The sequence below is a fragment of the Ruegeria sp. HKCCD6428 genome, assembly GCF_013110595.1.
Classification (GTDB): domain Bacteria; phylum Pseudomonadota; class Alphaproteobacteria; order Rhodobacterales; family Rhodobacteraceae; genus Ruegeria.
Window position 1 is genome coordinate 702454 of sequence record NZ_WVQX01000001.1, and the last position, 15651, is coordinate 718104.

The 15651-nt window shown below is 58.2% G+C and carries 13 protein-coding genes and 1 tRNA gene; 8 read left to right on the top strand and 6 right to left on the bottom strand.

What is annotated here, in order from left to right; genetic code table 11:
- Positions 1-28 precede the first annotated feature (28 nt).
- The 3 genes from GS620_RS03460 to cls all read left to right on the top strand — a co-directional run bounded on the left by GS620_RS03460 (position 29) and on the right by cls (position 4124).
- On the top strand, positions 29-1639 hold the full coding sequence (locus tag GS620_RS03460; protein ID WP_253283779.1) for an arylsulfatase: 1611 nt from the start codon (positions 29-31) through the stop codon (positions 1637-1639).
- 74 nt (positions 1640-1713) lie between these two features.
- A complete protein-coding gene (locus GS620_RS03465) occupies positions 1714-2688 on the top strand; it encodes an HAD family phosphatase (RefSeq protein ID WP_171614074.1) in 975 nt (324 codons plus the stop codon).
- 23 nt (positions 2689-2711) lie between these two features.
- Positions 2712-4124, top strand: a complete 1413-nt coding sequence (gene cls, locus GS620_RS03470; RefSeq protein ID WP_152458062.1) for a cardiolipin synthase — start codon at positions 2712-2714, stop codon at positions 4122-4124.
- On the opposite strand, the gene GS620_RS03475 is transcribed toward cls, so the two are convergent.
- Positions 4121-4555 carry an ion channel gene (locus GS620_RS03475; protein WP_152458063.1) on the bottom strand — a complete coding sequence of 145 codons (435 nt, stop codon included), beginning with the start codon at positions 4553-4555 and terminating at the stop codon, positions 4121-4123. The genes cls and GS620_RS03475 overlap by 4 nt on opposite strands.
- A 173-nt stretch (positions 4556-4728) precedes the next feature.
- Here GS620_RS03475 and GS620_RS03480 point away from each other — a divergent pair, with 173 nt between their 5' ends.
- The 3 genes from GS620_RS03480 to GS620_RS03490 are packed head-to-tail and all read left to right on the top strand — an operon-like array spanning position 4729 to position 8817.
- Complete coding sequence (locus GS620_RS03480) at positions 4729-5376, top strand: ABC transporter ATP-binding protein (protein WP_152458064.1); 648 nt, start codon at positions 4729-4731, stop codon at positions 5374-5376.
- The gene (locus GS620_RS03485; RefSeq protein WP_171614076.1) at positions 5373-7787 is read left to right on the top strand and encodes an FtsX-like permease family protein; all 2415 of its coding nucleotides are present in this window, start codon (positions 5373-5375) and stop codon (positions 7785-7787) included. The genes GS620_RS03480 and GS620_RS03485 overlap by 4 nt, the downstream gene beginning before the upstream one ends.
- Positions 7777-8817, top strand: coding sequence for a lipocalin-like domain-containing protein (locus tag GS620_RS03490; protein ID WP_171167998.1), 1041 nt, complete (start codon positions 7777-7779; stop codon positions 8815-8817). Before GS620_RS03485 ends, GS620_RS03490 begins: the two co-directional genes overlap by 11 nt.
- Before the next feature lie 78 nt (positions 8818-8895).
- Here the strand turns inward: GS620_RS03490 and GS620_RS03495 are convergent, their stop codons facing one another.
- From GS620_RS03495 to GS620_RS03510, 4 genes are all read right to left on the bottom strand, one after another.
- The gene (locus tag GS620_RS03495) at positions 8896-9327 is read right to left on the bottom strand and encodes a universal stress protein (protein WP_171115790.1); all 432 of its coding nucleotides are present in this window, start codon (positions 9325-9327) and stop codon (positions 8896-8898) included.
- A complete protein-coding gene (locus GS620_RS03500) occupies positions 9324-11933 on the bottom strand; it encodes a TRAP transporter permease (protein WP_152458068.1) in 2610 nt (869 codons plus the stop codon). Before GS620_RS03500 ends, GS620_RS03495 begins: the two co-directional genes overlap by 4 nt.
- Before the next feature lie 99 nt (positions 11934-12032).
- Positions 12033-13001 carry a TAXI family TRAP transporter solute-binding subunit gene (locus GS620_RS03505; RefSeq protein WP_171115786.1) on the bottom strand — a complete coding sequence of 323 codons (969 nt, stop codon included), beginning with the start codon at positions 12999-13001 and terminating at the stop codon, positions 12033-12035.
- A 590-nt stretch (positions 13002-13591) separates the two neighbouring features.
- Positions 13592-13677, bottom strand: a tRNA-Leu gene (locus GS620_RS03510).
- Between the two features lie 147 nt (positions 13678-13824).
- On the opposite strand from GS620_RS03510, the gene GS620_RS03515 reads away from it, so the two are divergent.
- Both GS620_RS03515 and GS620_RS03520 read left to right on the top strand, forming a co-directional pair.
- Positions 13825-14403: a YqaA family protein gene (locus GS620_RS03515; protein ID WP_171614078.1), complete on the top strand. Its 579-nt coding sequence runs from the start codon at positions 13825-13827 to the stop codon at positions 14401-14403.
- Positions 14400-14870: a disulfide bond formation protein B gene (locus tag GS620_RS03520; RefSeq protein ID WP_171614080.1), complete on the top strand. Its 471-nt coding sequence runs from the start codon at positions 14400-14402 to the stop codon at positions 14868-14870. Before GS620_RS03515 ends, GS620_RS03520 begins: the two co-directional genes overlap by 4 nt.
- Here the strand turns inward: GS620_RS03520 and GS620_RS03525 are convergent.
- Positions 14867-15454 carry an HNH endonuclease gene (locus tag GS620_RS03525; RefSeq protein WP_152458073.1) on the bottom strand — a complete coding sequence of 196 codons (588 nt, stop codon included), beginning with the start codon at positions 15452-15454 and terminating at the stop codon, positions 14867-14869. The genes GS620_RS03520 and GS620_RS03525 overlap by 4 nt on opposite strands.
- Positions 15455-15651 lie beyond the last annotated feature (197 nt).

The window sequence follows — 15651 nt, forward strand, 5'->3', positions numbered from 1 at the left end:
TTAAGGCTCGACTGATCAGGAGCACTTCATGTCTTCTCCACGAATGATTGCAGATAATTGGCGTAGAACACTGCGCCGGTTCGCAGTGGCGACCGTAACTGTCGCCCTTGCCGTGCCCGCCTGGGCGCAGGATCAAAAGCCCAATATTCTTGTGATATGGGGCGACGATATCGGTCAATCCAACATCTCGGCCTACACAATGGGTCTCATGGGATATCAAACACCCAATATCGACAGGGTTGCCAAAGAAGGCATGATCTTTACCGATTATTACGGCGAACAATCCTGTACCGCCGGCCGTTCGTCATACATCATGGGGCAATCCGTGTTCCGCACCGGTCTTTCCAAAGTCGGCCTGCCTGGGGCAGATCTTGGAATGCAGGTTGAAGACCCAACTATCCCGGGACTTCTTAAAGACCACGGCTATGTGACCGGTCAATTCGGCAAAAACCACCTTGGTGACAAAGACGAACATCTTCCGACAAACCACGGTTTTGACGAATTTTTTGGAAATCTTTACCACCTGAATGCCGAAGAAGAGCCGGAAAACGAAGACTATCCGGGTGATCGCGTTCTGGCGGATGGGCGAACCTTCCGCGAAGCCTATGGCCCGCGCGGCGTCATCAAGTCCAAAGCGGATGGCACGATCGAAGACACCGGACCGTTGACCCGCAAGCGCATGGAAACGGTAGATGACGAAACCGTGGCCGCGGCCATCGACTTCATCAAGCGGGCGCATGAGCAAGGTCAGCCCTTCTATGTCTGGTGGAACGGTACCCGCATGCACTTCCGCACCCACGTCAAAGACGAGATGCGCGCCAAGGCCAATGAGTTGTCGGGGCGGGTCGCTGATGAATACACCGCCGGTATGATCGAACACGACATGCATGTAGGTCAGCTGCTGGATCTGCTGGATGAGCTTGGCATCGCTGACAACACGATCGTGCACTATTCCACTGACAATGGTCCGCACATGAACACCTGGCCGGATGCAGCTGCGACGCCGTTCTGGGGCGAGAAGAATACCAACTGGGAAGGTGGTTGGCGTGTTCCGTCAATGGTACGCTGGCCGGGCAAGATCGAGGCCGGATCAGTCACCAACGAGATCGTGCATCACATGGACTGGCTGCCCACTTACCTCGCTGTGGCCGGCGATCCGGACATCAAGGAAAAACTGAAGACCGGCTACAGCTCATCGGGCATGGGTCGCGACTATAAGGTGCACCTTGATGGCTACAATATTCTGCCGCTGCTGACTGGTGAGACTGCGGCAAGCCCCCGGAAAGAAATCTTCTATTTCTCGGATGATGGTGACCTCACGGCGCTGCGCTTCGAAGACTGGAAGCTCATCTTCCTGGAGCAGAAGGCCTGGGCCACGTTGCGTGCCTGGATCGAACCATGGACCGAACTGCGCATCCCGCTGATCGTCAACCTGCGCCGCGATCCGTATGAACGCGCGTACCGCACGTCCAACACCTATTACGATTGGCTGTTGGACCGGGCCTATTTCCTTGTGCCCGCCCAGCAATACGTTGGCAATTTCCTAAGCACGTTCGAGGAGTTCCCGCCACGTCAGAAAGCAGCAAGCTTCAACCTGGATCAGGTCATGGAGAAGCTGACAACGCCGACCAACAACTAGGACCGGCGGCCCCACGCTGTAGGCCGCCCTGCGCAGGGCGGCCTTTTTTCAACACAACAGATATCGAGAGCTTCATGAAACACGTTCTTTTGGGTGCCTTTCTGACCTGTGTTCCCGTATCCCTGCTCGCTGATCCGCTGCCCAGTTGGAACGCCACAGCGGCAAAAGAGGCGATCCTTGAATTCGTGTCCAGTGTTACCGACGCGGAAGGACCTGACTATGTCACGCCTTCAGATCGGATCGCGGTATTTGACAATGACGGCACACTCTGGGCCGAACAGCCGGTTTATTTCCAGTTTATCTTTGCCATGGATCGACTTTCTGAACTGGCTGAACAAGATCCTTCGATCCTGTCCACACCCGCTTTGAAAGCCGCTGCCGAAGGTGATCTTGCGACGGTTCTTCAAGGGGGCCACGATGCGTTGATCGAAGTTGTCAACGCGTCACATTCCGGAACGACTGTCGAGGCGTTTCAGGCCCAAGTCGCGGAATGGCTGGCCGAGGCCCGACACCCGGACACCGGATTGCCCTATGACCAGATGACCTATCAGCCCATGGTCGAGCTGTTGCGCTATCTTCGGGACGAAGGGTTCAAGACCTATATTGTCTCGGGTGGCGGTATTCACTTCATGCGGGTTTTCGCGGAACAGGCCTACGGCATTCCGCCGGAACAGGTTCTGGGCACATATGGAAACTCGACATTCGAAGATGTCGATGGCGTTCCGACTGTCATTAAGGCCCCCGGCATTGCCTTCATCGACGACAAGGAAGGCAAACCCATCAACATCGAACGCACGATCGGCAAACGCCCCATTCTGGCCGGAGGAAACTCAGACGGCGATTTCGCCATGCTGGATTGGACAACCTCGGGTAACGGACCACGGCTGGGTGTTCTGATCCACCATACGGATGCCGAACGTGAATGGGCCTATGATCGGGAAAGTCCGATTGGGCGGTTGGTTGACGGTCTGGATCAGGGGCCGGACAAAGGCTGGATCATCGTCGATATGGCGAAAGACTGGTCGCGGGTCTACACTGGAGGAAACTGAACGACCCGAAAGACTTAACGCCCATGTGGACATTGCTTGTATCCATCTTTGTTTTTGCGTTGTACGCAACCGCAGTTGTGTTTTCGGTGCGCGCTGCACAAACCGCGCGCACACCGCAAGGAGCCGTTGGCTGGGTGGTCTTTTTGGTATCGGCGCCAATCTTTGCGGTTCCGATGTACCTGTTTCTGGGGCATCACAGGTTTCGCGGCTATCGCATCTCGCGCCAACAAAGCGAACGGGTCGTCGAAGGCATCAAGACCTTTGCTGACTACTCCAGACCTGACCCATCCACGATGTCGGTCAATCCACGACCATTCGAATTTCTGGCTCATCTTCCGGTATCCAGTGGCAATGGCGCTCAGCTTCTGATCGATGGTCAGGCAACGTTTGACGCCATTTTTCAGGCGATAGACGAGGCCAGGAACTATATCCTGATCCAATTCTACATCGTCAGAGACGATGCCTTGGGCCGACAGCTTCAGACCAAGCTGATAGAGGCTGCGAAACGCGGGGTGCATGTCCGTTTCATGACCGATGCCGTCGGCAGCTATGGATTGGCAAACACCTATCTGGACACAATGCGCGACGCGGGAATTGACGTGGCCGACCCGCGTGAGCAACGCGGGCCGAATTTCAGGTTTCAGCTGAATTACCGGAACCATCGCAAAACCGTCATCATCGACGGTGAAACAGGCTTTATCGGCGGTCACAACGTGGGTGTTGAATATCTGGGCGAAGACCCGCATTTCGGCCATTGGCGCGACACGCATATCAAGATGACCGGCCACATCGTCCGGCAATTGCAGCTCATCTTCACCGAAGACTGGCACTGGGCCCGCGATGAAGACCTGATTGACGACCTCGACTGGGCAGGCAGCGAGGCCGAGCAAGACATGAATGCCCTGTTGGTGGCCACCGGACCCGGAGACGAAACCGAAACCGGCGCCATGATGTTCTTTTCGGCCATCGCTGAGGCGAAAGAAAGATTGTGGATTGCCTCGCCCTATTTTGTGCCCGACATCGACGTCATGACCGCATTGCAACATGCAGCGATGCGCGGTGTGGACGTGCGCATCCTTGTCCCGGATATGATTGATCATCGGCTGCCGTGGCTGGCTGCTTTTGCCTATTTCGACGAAATCCGAGATTGCGGCGTACGCGTGTTCCGATACACGGACGGTTTCATGCACCAGAAGGTTTTCGTGGTAGACGACACGCTGGCTGCGGTCGGCACGACCAATCTGGACAACCGGTCCTTCCGGCTGAACTTCGAGGCGATGGCCCTGTTTTTCGATGCCCGCGCAGCCCTGGCTGTTGATCACATGCTGCGCGCGGATTTCGAGGCAAGCTATGAATTGACGCGCAGTCTGGCCCAGCAACCCGCGCATATCCGGTTTGGCGCCCCCTTGGCGCGGTTGTTTGCGCCTATCCTTTAGGTAAAGAACTTCTCTTGAAAGACGCGCGTCATCATCGCCACCAGATAAGCGGTCGACAGACCAAAGGCCAGAAGACCAGCAACCGCGGCAAAAGACCCAAAGATGCGCAACCCTTCGCCCAAAACGATATCGCCATATCCCAGGGTCGTGAACGTCACCAATGAGAAATAGATGGCCGAGTTCCAATCCGGCAGAACCTCAAGCAACACCCAGACGATGGCCCAAATCCAGACCTGAATAGTGTGCGTCGCGACAATAAAGGCCAAAGATACCGCGATTGGTGTTGCCGTTCCAAAGAACACCCCCTTGGCCGACCATTTTTCATCCCACTTGATGATCGTGACGGTACACCAGGTCAACAAAAGAATCTCGACCAAGAAGCAGAGCGCCAGAAATGTACTGCCCCAAACGATCTGATGCAGCAACGTCATGTTTTTCATCCCGATTTACGACAGTGTACCGTCCGAGCAGAATGACCCGTTGAGGTGCAGGGCACAACCCCGGCGATCGTGAAGAACGCCTGCGGCGAATGGAACCGAGTGCGGGTCCGCACTGGACAGTTTGGAATTCCGTCGCACATCCTTGGAAGAAAAAAGGCCAGATCATGCTGTTGACCATCGACCGTGTTCAGAAAACCTATCCCGGCGGGCGCCCGGTTCTGCGCGACGTGTCGCTGACGTTGGATGAAGGGCGGACACTGGCCCTGACCGGCGAAAGCGGCAGTGGCAAAAGCACTCTGCTGAACCTTGCCGCGGCGCTTGATTGTTTCGACAGCGGTGAAATCATCTTGAACCGAACGCCTCTGTCCCATCTGGACGATGCCGGGCGGGCTGAATTGCGGCGCAGTCAGCTTTCGTTGGTGTTTCAGCAGTTCAATCTGATCCCTTCGCTGACCGTTGCGCAGAACCTTTCCTTTCACGCCCGCCTTGCCGGCTCCGAGGATGCCGATTGGACCGCGCATCTGACCGAACGCTTGGGCCTGTCCGATCTTTTGGACCGATATCCCGAAAACCTGTCCGGCGGGCAACAGCAGCGGGTCGCGATTGGTCGTGCCATGGCTGCGCGTCCGAAACTGCTGCTGGCGGATGAGCCCACGGGCAATCTGGATGAAACCGCCAGCGCAAGGGTTCTGGATCTGATGTTGGCCTTGGTGGCTGATACCGGCGCAGCGCTTCTGTTGGTCACGCATTCCCAACAGATTGCGGCCCGCCTGGATCGAACCGTCCAGCTCTGCGGTGGTCGTATCCAATGACACGCGCCGTCATTCAGGCATTGATGTCACACTGGCGGGTGCACTGGTTGCAACTGGCGACGCTTTTGACTGGCATCGCTTTGGCCACCGGACTCTGGTCCGCGGTTCAGGCCATCAATGCCGAAGCGCGCGCCAGCTATGCCCGGGCCAACGCGCAGCTTGCCCTTGGGCAGTTCGACGAGCTGCGCGATCCTTCCGGTCTGATCCCGGTTTCTCGTTACGTCGATCTGCGTCGTGCTGGCTGGCAGGTGGCGGCCGTCCTGGAGGGCCCCTATCGTATTCGGGGCCGCACATTGCGCCTGATGGGTGTGGATATGGTCGCCTACCCGGCCCTGCCCGCCGTCACCGAAGCCGACCAAAGCACCGCGCTGACTGAGCCGGCGGACATGCTGACCGCTCCGGGGCGGCTTCTGGTCGCGGCAGAGCTGGAGCTGCTGTTGCGCGACCAGAACAACCTTCCGCCGTTTTCAATCACCACGGCGCTGCCACCAGACGTAATTCTGACGGATATCGGCACAGCCGAAGCCCTGCTGAACCAAACCGGTTTCATCTCGCGCCTCATTGTATTGCCGGATCAGCCGCGTGATCGGCCACCTTTGGCCGAAATCGCGCCCGAACTGGAGCGCGCCAGCCCATCCTCGCAAGTCGATACTGCTCGGCTGACTGACAGTTTTCACCTGAACCTGTCGGCTTTTGGCCTGTTGTCCTTTGCCGTTGGCCTGTTCATCGTGAACGGCACCGTCGGGCTGGCTTTTGCCCAACGCCGAGGCATGATCCGCACCCTGCGTGCACTGGGCGTTTCGATGCGGCGGCTGGTCTTCCTGATCCTGACCGAACTGACGGGGCTGGCCCTGATCGGTGGAACCTTGGGTCTGCTTCTTGGGTTCTTTCTGGCCGGAGCGTTGTTGCCCGATGTCGCAGCAACCCTTCGCGGCCTGTATGGTGCGCCCGTGACTGGACAGCTGACACTGCACCCCCATTGGGTGTTTGCCGGGATGGCGATGGCTGTCTGCGGCACCTTGTTTGCCAGTGGCCATGCGCTGTGGCGATTGTCTCGTATGCCCCTTCTGGCGGGGCCCGGTGTGCAAGCCTGGCAGGGCAATGCCGGCACACGTCTTGTGACAGGTTTGCTCGGCTTGTCCCTGATCGTCGGCGGTGTCATCGCCTATCTCGGCATCGGTGGTCTGGTTGCCGGTTTCGTGCTGTTGGCCGGATTGCTGACGGGTGCCGCGCTTTTGTTGCCGGCGCTTCTGACCTTTGCGCTTTCCGTCTTTGGCAACAGCTCCCGTGGCGCCGTCGCGCAGTGGGTCTGGGCCGACATGCGCGCCCAATTGCCCGGGCTGTCGCTTGCCCTGATGGCCCTGTTGCTTGCGCTTGCGGCAAATATCGGTGTGGGCACAATGGTTTCAAGTTTCCGGCTGACATTTGTCGGCTGGCTCGACCAGCGCCTGACCTCAGAGCTGTATCTGACCGTCCGTGACGAAGAACAGGGTCGCGAGATCACGGATTGGCTGCGGCCACAGGTCGACGCCATCCTTCCAATTCGCAACATGGAACTGTCGCACGAGACGGGCCCCCTGTTTCTGTACGGGGTCATTGACGATCCGGTCTATCGGCAGCACTGGCCGTTGATATCGGCAAACTCGACCGTATGGGACGACGTCATGGCCGGAGACGCGGTGCTGATCAACGAACAACTGGCACGGCGCGCGAACCTCTGGCCCGGAGATACGCTGACGCTGTCCCCGGATCGAACGCTGACCATCGCCGGGGTTTATTCGGATTATGGAAATCCAACCGGGCAAGCCATTGTGTCGATGAGCCAACTTGACCGGATCGCACCAGGGGCCGAAACCCGACGGTTTGGCGTCCGTTTGAACCCCGAACAGGCGACTGAAATGGCGCAAGCCTTGCGCGAGCGGTTTGCCCTGCCGCGTCAGGCCGTGGTCCAGCAGGCCGCCATGAAGGCGCAATCATTAGCAGTCTTCGAAAAGACCTTTGTCGTGACATCGGCGCTCAATGTTCTGACCCTCGGCGTGGCGGGATTTGCCATACTCACCAGCCTGCTGACCCTGTGGACCCAGCGCTTGCCTCAGATTGCTCCGGTATGGGCGCTGGGACTGAACCGGGCGCAACTGGCGCGGCTGGAGCTTTTGCGCAGCGTACTGCTCGCGGCTCTGACCGCGTGCCTGGCGTTGCCGCTTGGTCTGATCCTCGCCTGGGTTCTGTTGGCAGTGATCAATGTGCAAGCCTTTGGCTGGCGGTTGCCGATGTTCGTGTTTCCCTGGGATTGGTTGTGGCTGTTCCTGTTGACCCTGCTGGCCGCCCTGGTTGCAGCGGCCCTGCCCGCGCTGCGCATGTTGCGTCTGCCCCCTGCCGATTTGCTGAAGGTGTTCGCCAATGAACGTTAAAACCCTTTTGGCCGTTCTCGTGATTTTGTGCCCATCGCCTCTTTGGGCGCAGGGCTATGCAGGTCTTGGAGGGTCGGCGGAAGGCTTCGAGGTTCCGCAGGCGGGGATTGAATTCGACTTTCCCAAAGACCACGGACCTCACCCCGCCTATCGGATCGAATGGTGGTATCTGACGGCCAACCTCAAAGGCGAGGACGGGCGTGACTATGGCATCCAATGGACCCTTTTCCGGTCGGCCCTGAAACCGTTTGAAACAGATGGATGGCAAAGCCCGCAGATCTGGATGGGCCATGCGGCTGTCACCACGCCTGACACCCACTATTTTGCCGAACGCCTGTCGCGTGGGGGGATTGGGCAGGCAGGTGTTGCGGTGCAACCGTTCGAGGCCTGGATCGACGAATGGCGCATGGCCGGGCCGGATATGGACACCCTGACCCTGACGGCAAACGGGGCTGATTTCGGGTACGATCTTGCGCTGAGCGCACAAGGCCCGTTGGTGTTTCATGGCCAAGCGGGCTATTCCGTCAAATCCGCCGACGGACAAGCCAGCTATTACTATTCGCAACCCTTCTATTCAGTCGAAGGCGTACTGCGCCTGCCGGATGGCGATATGCGCGTCACCGGTCAGGGCTGGCTGGACCGGGAATGGTCTTCGCAACCCCTGGCCGAGGATCAAACCGGCTGGGATTGGTTTTCGCTCAGCTTCGAGGGCGGGGACAAGCTGATGGCCTTTCGCCTGCGCGGTGGTCGCGGCGATTTCACTTCGGCCACATGGATCAATTCAGACGGCAGCACCGATGCCATCCCCGACGGATCCGTCAGGCTTGAGCCGCTTGCGACCGATCAGGTGGCAGGGCGCGACGTCCCGACGCAATGGCGCGTCGTGCTTGCGGACCGAGGCATCGACGTCAAGGTATCCGCCCTGACGCCGGATGCCTGGATGGGGACACGTTTTGAATATTGGGAAGGTCCGGTCACGGTCACCGGCAGCCACGAGGGCGTCGGGTATCTCGAGATGACGGGCTACTGACCTGGCTGCGGGAGCCCGAACGGCGGCAGGCGACCGTCGGGGCTCCGGCACCTCTGTGCACGGCATCTGCTTTTCGCGTCAGCGCACCACGTAAACCGAGACGTTGGAATGTCGCACCACGCGCGCGGCATTCGGGCCCAGCAGGTAATCCTTGAAATCCGGCTTGTGGGCTCCGATTACGATCAAATCAGAGCCGGCACTTTCGGCCGTCTTCAAAATCTCCTGATAAGCTGTTCCTGTCGCAACCACATGGCGGATGGTTTCGTTGCGCTCGGCCCCCAGGGCCGATACGCACAGCGCCGTCAGCTTGGCCTGCGCTTCCTCCAACGCCTTGTCGTGAAAACCGGATTCAAAAAACCCCGACACCCAGCTTTCCCCGAAATCGGGCAGCACTGTTACCACGTCAAGTTGCGCCCCTTCCATATCCGCCAGAGCGGCTGCTTTTTGCAGCACCGGTGCATCAATCTCGCCATTGCTGATATCAACGGCACACAGAACGGAACGTGTCATACGAGCACCTCTTGTCTGGCGGCACGGCCGCGTTGCAGGAAAGCGATCAGACCCAGAAGGATCAGCGCCGGGATATAGACCAGTTGCTTCGGAGGCTGGCTGGACGGCAGGCTGACCGAGCTCAGACGCACGGCCTCGTCACCGTAATAGTCAAAGTTGGCCAGATCTTCGGCAACCGGTGATCCAAACATCGGCTCGTCAAGTTTGACAAGGCCATCCTCTTCCAGCAACAGCAGCCCCATGGCATCGACGCGCGCTTCACCGCCCTCTTCGGATCCGACTGGCACCACAATCGTGGTGTCCACCATCTTGCCGGTATCAAAATCCGGCCCGCTGATCACCATGCGAACCTCGGTTCCGGGAGGAGTCTGGCCAATGGTTTCGACAAACGCCGCAGGCTCGACCGAAGTGTATGGAGGCGCGATGCGATCCATGAAGAAATCCGGCCTGAACAGGGCGAAGGCAACGGCGATCAGAGCGATACTTTCGTAGATGCGGCTGTGGGTCAGGAAGTACCCCATGGTGCCTGCCGTGAAGACAAGGATCGCTATCGTCGCAAAAATCGCCACTATGATCCCTTCGACCCATGTCACATCGATCAGCAGAAGATCGGTGTTGAAAATGAACACGAAGGGCAGCGCCACAGTACGCAGGCTGTAGAAGAAGGCCGTGAAACCGGTTTTGATCGCATCACCGCCCGACACGGCCGCGGCGGCAAAACTGGCCAGCCCGACCGGAGGTGTCACGTCGGCCATGATCCCGAAATAGAACACGAACAGGTGGACAGCGATCAAAGGAACGATCAGCCCGCTCTGTGCGCCCAACTCAACAACCACCCCGGCCATCAACGAGCTGACAACGATGTAGTTCGCGGTTGTCGGCAGACCCATGCCCAGGATCAGGCTGAGCAGCCCGACCATGACCAGCATCAGGATCAGATTGCCGCCCGACAGGAACTCGACCAGATCGGCCATCACCTGACCAACACCCGTCAACGTGACGGTTCCCACGATCACGCCCGCAGTTGCCGTGGCAAGCGCGATGCCGATCATGTTGCGTGCCCCGTCGATCAGACCTTGCCACAGGTCGGCAACACCATCGATGAAAGTGTTGTACAGGTTGCTCTGCCCTCGGAACATCGCCTTCAGCGGCTTCTGCGTCAGCAGGATGACAAACAGCAGCGATGTCGCCCAGAACGCGGACAGGCCCGGTGACTTCTGTTCAATCATCAGGAAATAGACCAGAACGATGATCGGCAGCAGGTAATGCAGACCTGCCTTGTAGATATCGGCGATGACCGGCAGCGTAACCTCTTTTGCGTTCGGGTCGTCCGGTTCCAAATCAGGCACCTGTGCCGCCAGATAGAGCAGTGCGACATAAACCGCGCAGATAATCAGGCTGAGCACGATCCCAGCGGCCGACGGCACCCAGCTTGTCACGGCATCCACCGGGAATTGTGACCCATAGCAAAGACCTGCAAACACCAGGAAAAAGCCGAGCATCCCCACCACAGTCCGCGCCAGATGTACATCGCGGTCGCCCAGCGTGGGCATGTTCCGCTTCACGGCCTCGAGATGCACGATATAGACCAGAGCGATGTAGGAAATCGCTGCCGGCAGGAAGGCATGGGTGATCACCTCGACATATGAGATGCCCACATACTCCACCATCAGGAATGCAGCGGCCCCCATCACCGGCGGCATGATCTGCCCGTTGACCGAACTGGCAACCTCGACCGAGCCCGCTTGTTCACTGCTGAACCCGACGCGCTTCATCAGCGGGATGGTGAAGGTACCGGTGGTAACAACATTGGCAATCGACGAGCCCGAGATCAGGCCGGTCGCAGCCGAGCCCACAACCGCCGCCTTGGCCGGACCACCACGCAGGTGGCCCAGGGCCCCAAAGGCCATCTTGATAAAGTAGTTCCCTGCCCCGGCTTTATCCAGCAATGCGCCAAACAGCACGAACAGGAAGACGAATTTCGTGGAAACACCCAGTGCGATACCAAACACGCCCTCGGACGTGATCCACATGTGGCTCATCGCCTTTTTCAGGCTCGCGCCCTTCCAGCGGATAACTTCGGGCACCCATTCCGAGGCACCGAAGAAGACATAGGCCAAAAATATGGTCGCGATAATTGCCATGGCCGGGCCAAGCGCACGGCGCGCGGCCTCGAACAACAGCACCAGGCCAAGCAACGCAACCCATTTGTCGGTGTCGTCGGCCAAACCGCCCGCATTAACGATCTTGTCATAGAAGAAATAGCCGTACAGCGCGACGAACGCGCCCACCAATCCCATGATCCAATCCTGAACCGGAATATAGTTCCGGGGGCTGGATTTGAGCGCCGGATAAGCGGCAAAGGCCAGAAACAAAGCAAAAGCCAGATGGAATTGCCGAGCATTGTTCACGACGCTTCCGGGCAAGACATAATTCGCCAGGGGCGAGGCCAGAACAACTTGAAATATCGACCAGATCGCGGCCACGACCGCCAGGAAAACGCCCACGTTCCCGACCGGATTGCGCCCTCCGGCGTCAGAAGATGCAACCAGATCCTGAAGCTCTTCTTCGGAAAGCGGACGATTGGATTGAGTGTCGGAATTCATCAAATGTCTCCCCGTCGCGGCCATTGTTCGGCCTTCTGAAATCCCGTTTCACACGGGTTGTGTGCAGGGCGCCCTTGGGCACCCTGCGTCAGGTCTGGTTTACTGAATCCAGCCTTTTTCTTTGTAGTACTTCTCGGCACCCGGATGCAGCGGAGCCGACAGGCCATCCGCAATCATCTCTTCTGGCTTCAGGTTCGCAAACGCGGGGTGCAGCTTTTTGAAGTCATCGAAGTTTTCGAAGACCGAGCTTACAACCGCATAAACCGCGTCATCCGACACGTCTGCCGAGGTTACGAAAGTCGCGCCAACACCAAAGGTCGAGGTGTCTTCGTCAGATCCACGGTACATGCCACCGGGAATGGTTGCCTTGCGGTAGAACGAGTTTTCGTTGACCAGCTTGTCCACGGCCTCACCGCTGACGTTCACCAGAACCGAGTCACACGCGGTGGTGGCTTCCTGAATCGAACCCGAGGGGTGGCCAACGGTGTACACCATCGCGTCGATCTGGTTGTCGCACAAGGCTGCCGACTGTTCAGCCGCTTTCAGCTCGGTCGCCAGTTCGAAATCATCTGTGGTCCAGCCCATTTCGCCCAGCAGGACTTCCATGGTGCCGCGCTGACCGGAACCGGGGTTGCCGATGTTGACGCGCTTGCCCTTCAGGTCTTCAAAGTTGGTGATGCCGGAATCGGCGCGGGCCACAACGGTGAAGGGTTCGGGGTGCACCGAGAACACGGCGCGCAGGCCTTCGAACGGGCCGGCTTCTTCGAATTTCGAGGTGCCGTTATAGGCGTGGTACTGCCAGTCGGACTGGGCCACACCAAACTCCAGCTCGCCTTCGCGGATGGTGTTGATGTTGTAGACTGAACCACCGGTCGATTCGACCGAGCAGCGCACGCCGTGCTCTTTCCGGCCTTTGTTGACCAGACGACAGATCGCGCCGCCGGTCGGATAGTAAACGCCGGTGACACCACCGGTACCGATCGTAATGAACTCTTCGGCATATGCCGCCGGAGCCAGAAGGGCTGCGGTGACGAAGGCGCCGACGCTCAGTTTGCTGCTGTTTTTCATCTGTTAACTCCCACTTTTTTTGTCTGGCAGTTGGAAATCAAGTTTGATCACCTGCTCAGGGAAGCGTGCCGATAATACAAACCGGCCCGCATCGCAACGGCTACAAATCTTTGAATTTCCCAATTTCTCCCAACCCTTTCGAGGTTTCATTCAGATACCCACAATGTCAAGGCCGGCACCGGTCTGACCTGCGCCAATTCGCATATATGAGCATAAATCCCGAACTTTCCCCATCAGTTCACAGCGAGCCGTCTGGGTTCATGCAGTCACTCCAAATCCAAAACCTGACCTCATTCCTGGCGCTAATCACCACGAAACAGAGTGAACCGCGTTTCTGATAAGGAGGCAGGGCAAGTCACGGTTGTACGTTCCGGCGAATCTGGCAAAGGCCCTTCAACACCAACCCGGTTCAAGATCCCCCGTCCGGAGGCCTGATGACCTGTCTGCTGATGCAGGCCCGGAACGTTGTGGCATTCACGGCTCGTTACAGAGGACCTCAAACAGGACATGAAGATCAAGGTTGCGGATCATCACCTTGATCACGGCACCCCGCCAAGAGGACGGACGGTGTTCTGAGTTTGTCGGAATTGTGGTGCCCAAGGAGAGACTCGAACTCTCACGCCCGTGAAGGCGGGGGATTTTGAATCCCCTGCGTCTACCATTCCGCCACTTGGGCCACGAACACTGGATTAGCGCCCATCCGAGCGAAGGTCCAGAGGCAAAAACCATCCAATAATCCATTTGTTTCGCCCTCGACTGTTGACGGTCCGTCGGGCGCATGGTTTGGCTGGGCTTCAGACCGAAAACGGGATTTGAGTGCTTTATGTTACGATCGCTTTATGACTGGACCATTCGTCTGGCCGAACACCCTCACGCGCTGTGGGCGCTGGCCATCGTGGCTTTCATCGAAAGTTCGTTCTTCCCGATTCCCCCCGATGTGTTGATGATTCCGATGATTCTGGCCCGCCCGTCTCGCGCATGGCTGATCGCAACCGTGGCACTGGTGGCTTCGGTTCTGGGGGGCATGCTGGGCTATGCGATTGGTGCGTTTTTCTATGAAAGCATCGGGCAGCCCATTCTGGAATCCATGGGGAAAGCCCATGCCATGGAAGAGTTCAATACCCGTTTCAACGACTTCGGATTCTGGGCCGTTCTGGCCGCTGGTGTGACCCCCTTCCCTTACAAGGTCATCACTATTATGTCCGGCTGGACCGGCATGCCGCTTGGAACCTTCATTGCCACCTCGATTCTGGCTCGCGCCTTGAGGTTCTTCCTGGTGGCAGGCCTGCTCTGGGGATTCGGTGAGCCGATCCGCGACTTCATCGAAAAGCGCCTGGGGCTAATGTTCACTTTGTTCATCATCCTCCTGTTTGGCGGATTCCTGTTGGTGAAATACTTATGACGAGACGTTCGCAACTTGTCGCGGTGGCAAGTCTTGGATCACTGGCGCTTCTTCTGGCCGCTTTTGGCTTTCAGCATCTCGGCGGGCTTGCGCCATGCAAGATGTGCATCTGGCAGCGCTATCCACATGCAGTGGCCATCGCGATCGGCGCCGTGGCTCTGGCTTTACCGAGGCTGACCTTTCTTCCTTTGCTGGGCGCAGCGGCGGCCGCGACGACATCGGCGGTGGGTGCATTTCACGCCGGCGTTGAACAAGGCTGGTGGGAAGGCCCAAGCAGCTGCACATCCGGCAGCATCAGCGGTCTGTCCGCAGACGATCTGTTCGATCAAATCATGTCCGCGCCTTTGGTGCCGTGCGATGATATCCCTTGGGAGATGTTCGGCATCTCGATGGCTGGCTGGAACGCTATTGCTTCCGCTGTGCTGGTACTGATCTGGCTGGCCGCATGGAAATCCCGCGCGGCTTAGAACTCGTCCAGCTCTGCATCCCAGTACAGGAAATCGATCCAGCTTTCATGCAGGTGGTTCGGTGGGAATTTCCGTCCGATATTGCGCAACGCTTCGGCATCGGGCTGACGAGGCGGCTTGCGCAAGGTCATCCGAGCCTGGCGCAGCGATTTCGACCCTTTGCGCAGATTGCACGGGCTGCACGCCGCCACCACGTTCTGCCAACTGGTCACACCACCGGCGGCCCGCGGCACCACATGATCGAAGGTCAGGTTGTCACGGCTGCCGCAGTACTGGCAGCGGAATTCATCCCGCAAAAATAAATTAAAGCGCGTGAAGGCCACGCGCTTTCTGGGTTTTACATAGTCTTTCAAAACAACGACCGAGGGTATTCGAATCTCGGTGCTCGGGCTGCGGACGACCTCGTCATATTCAGCCACGATATCGACCCGATCCAGCCAGGCCGCCTTGATCGCTTCTTGCCAGGGCCACAGTGACAGCGGGTAATAGGACAAGGGGCGATAATCGGCGTTCAAAACCAGGGCCGGGTGTTGTTTGAGCGCACCCGGCTCCCTTACAAATTCGGTCCTGAAGTCTCCGTCCATCACAGAATCGCTCCTCGCTCTCAGCTGCCCGTTTGTGACACCAGAGCGGGGAGCACCCGCCCCGGTCTTTTTATAACTATATATCGTGTTAAAACTCTGACAAGCCCTGATTTTCCACAATATGTCGCAGACGGGGTAACGCGAATCCGTAACAGGCACATGACAGTTATCCACAGCTTGCACCGGGGGTGATCTTC

Excerpts from the sequence above, each read along its gene's own strand:
- GS620_RS03460 (WP_253283779.1), top strand. The coding sequence starts at position 29 with ATGTCTTCTCCACGAATGATTGCAGATAATTGGCGTAGAACACTGCGC.
- GS620_RS03465 (WP_171614074.1), top strand. The coding sequence starts at position 1,714 with ATGAAACACGTTCTTTTGGGTGCCTTTCTGACCTGTGTTCCCGTATCC.
- cls (WP_152458062.1), top strand. The coding sequence starts at position 2,712 with ATGTGGACATTGCTTGTATCCATCTTTGTTTTTGCGTTGTACGCAACC.
- GS620_RS03475 (WP_152458063.1), bottom strand. The coding sequence starts at position 4,555 with ATGACGTTGCTGCATCAGATCGTTTGGGGCAGTACATTTCTGGCGCTC.
- GS620_RS03480 (WP_152458064.1), top strand. The coding sequence starts at position 4,729 with ATGCTGTTGACCATCGACCGTGTTCAGAAAACCTATCCCGGCGGGCGC.
- GS620_RS03485 (WP_171614076.1), top strand. The coding sequence starts at position 5,373 with ATGACACGCGCCGTCATTCAGGCATTGATGTCACACTGGCGGGTGCAC.
- GS620_RS03490 (WP_171167998.1), top strand. The coding sequence starts at position 7,777 with ATGAACGTTAAAACCCTTTTGGCCGTTCTCGTGATTTTGTGCCCATCG.
- GS620_RS03495 (WP_171115790.1), bottom strand. The coding sequence starts at position 9,327 with ATGACACGTTCCGTTCTGTGTGCCGTTGATATCAGCAATGGCGAGATT.
- GS620_RS03500 (WP_152458068.1), bottom strand. The coding sequence starts at position 11,933 with ATGAATTCCGACACTCAATCCAATCGTCCGCTTTCCGAAGAAGAGCTT.
- GS620_RS03505 (WP_171115786.1), bottom strand. The coding sequence starts at position 13,001 with ATGAAAAACAGCAGCAAACTGAGCGTCGGCGCCTTCGTCACCGCAGCC.
- GS620_RS03515 (WP_171614078.1), top strand. The coding sequence starts at position 13,825 with ATGTTACGATCGCTTTATGACTGGACCATTCGTCTGGCCGAACACCCT.
- GS620_RS03520 (WP_171614080.1), top strand. The coding sequence starts at position 14,400 with ATGACGAGACGTTCGCAACTTGTCGCGGTGGCAAGTCTTGGATCACTG.
- GS620_RS03525 (WP_152458073.1), bottom strand. The coding sequence starts at position 15,454 with ATGGACGGAGACTTCAGGACCGAATTTGTAAGGGAGCCGGGTGCGCTC.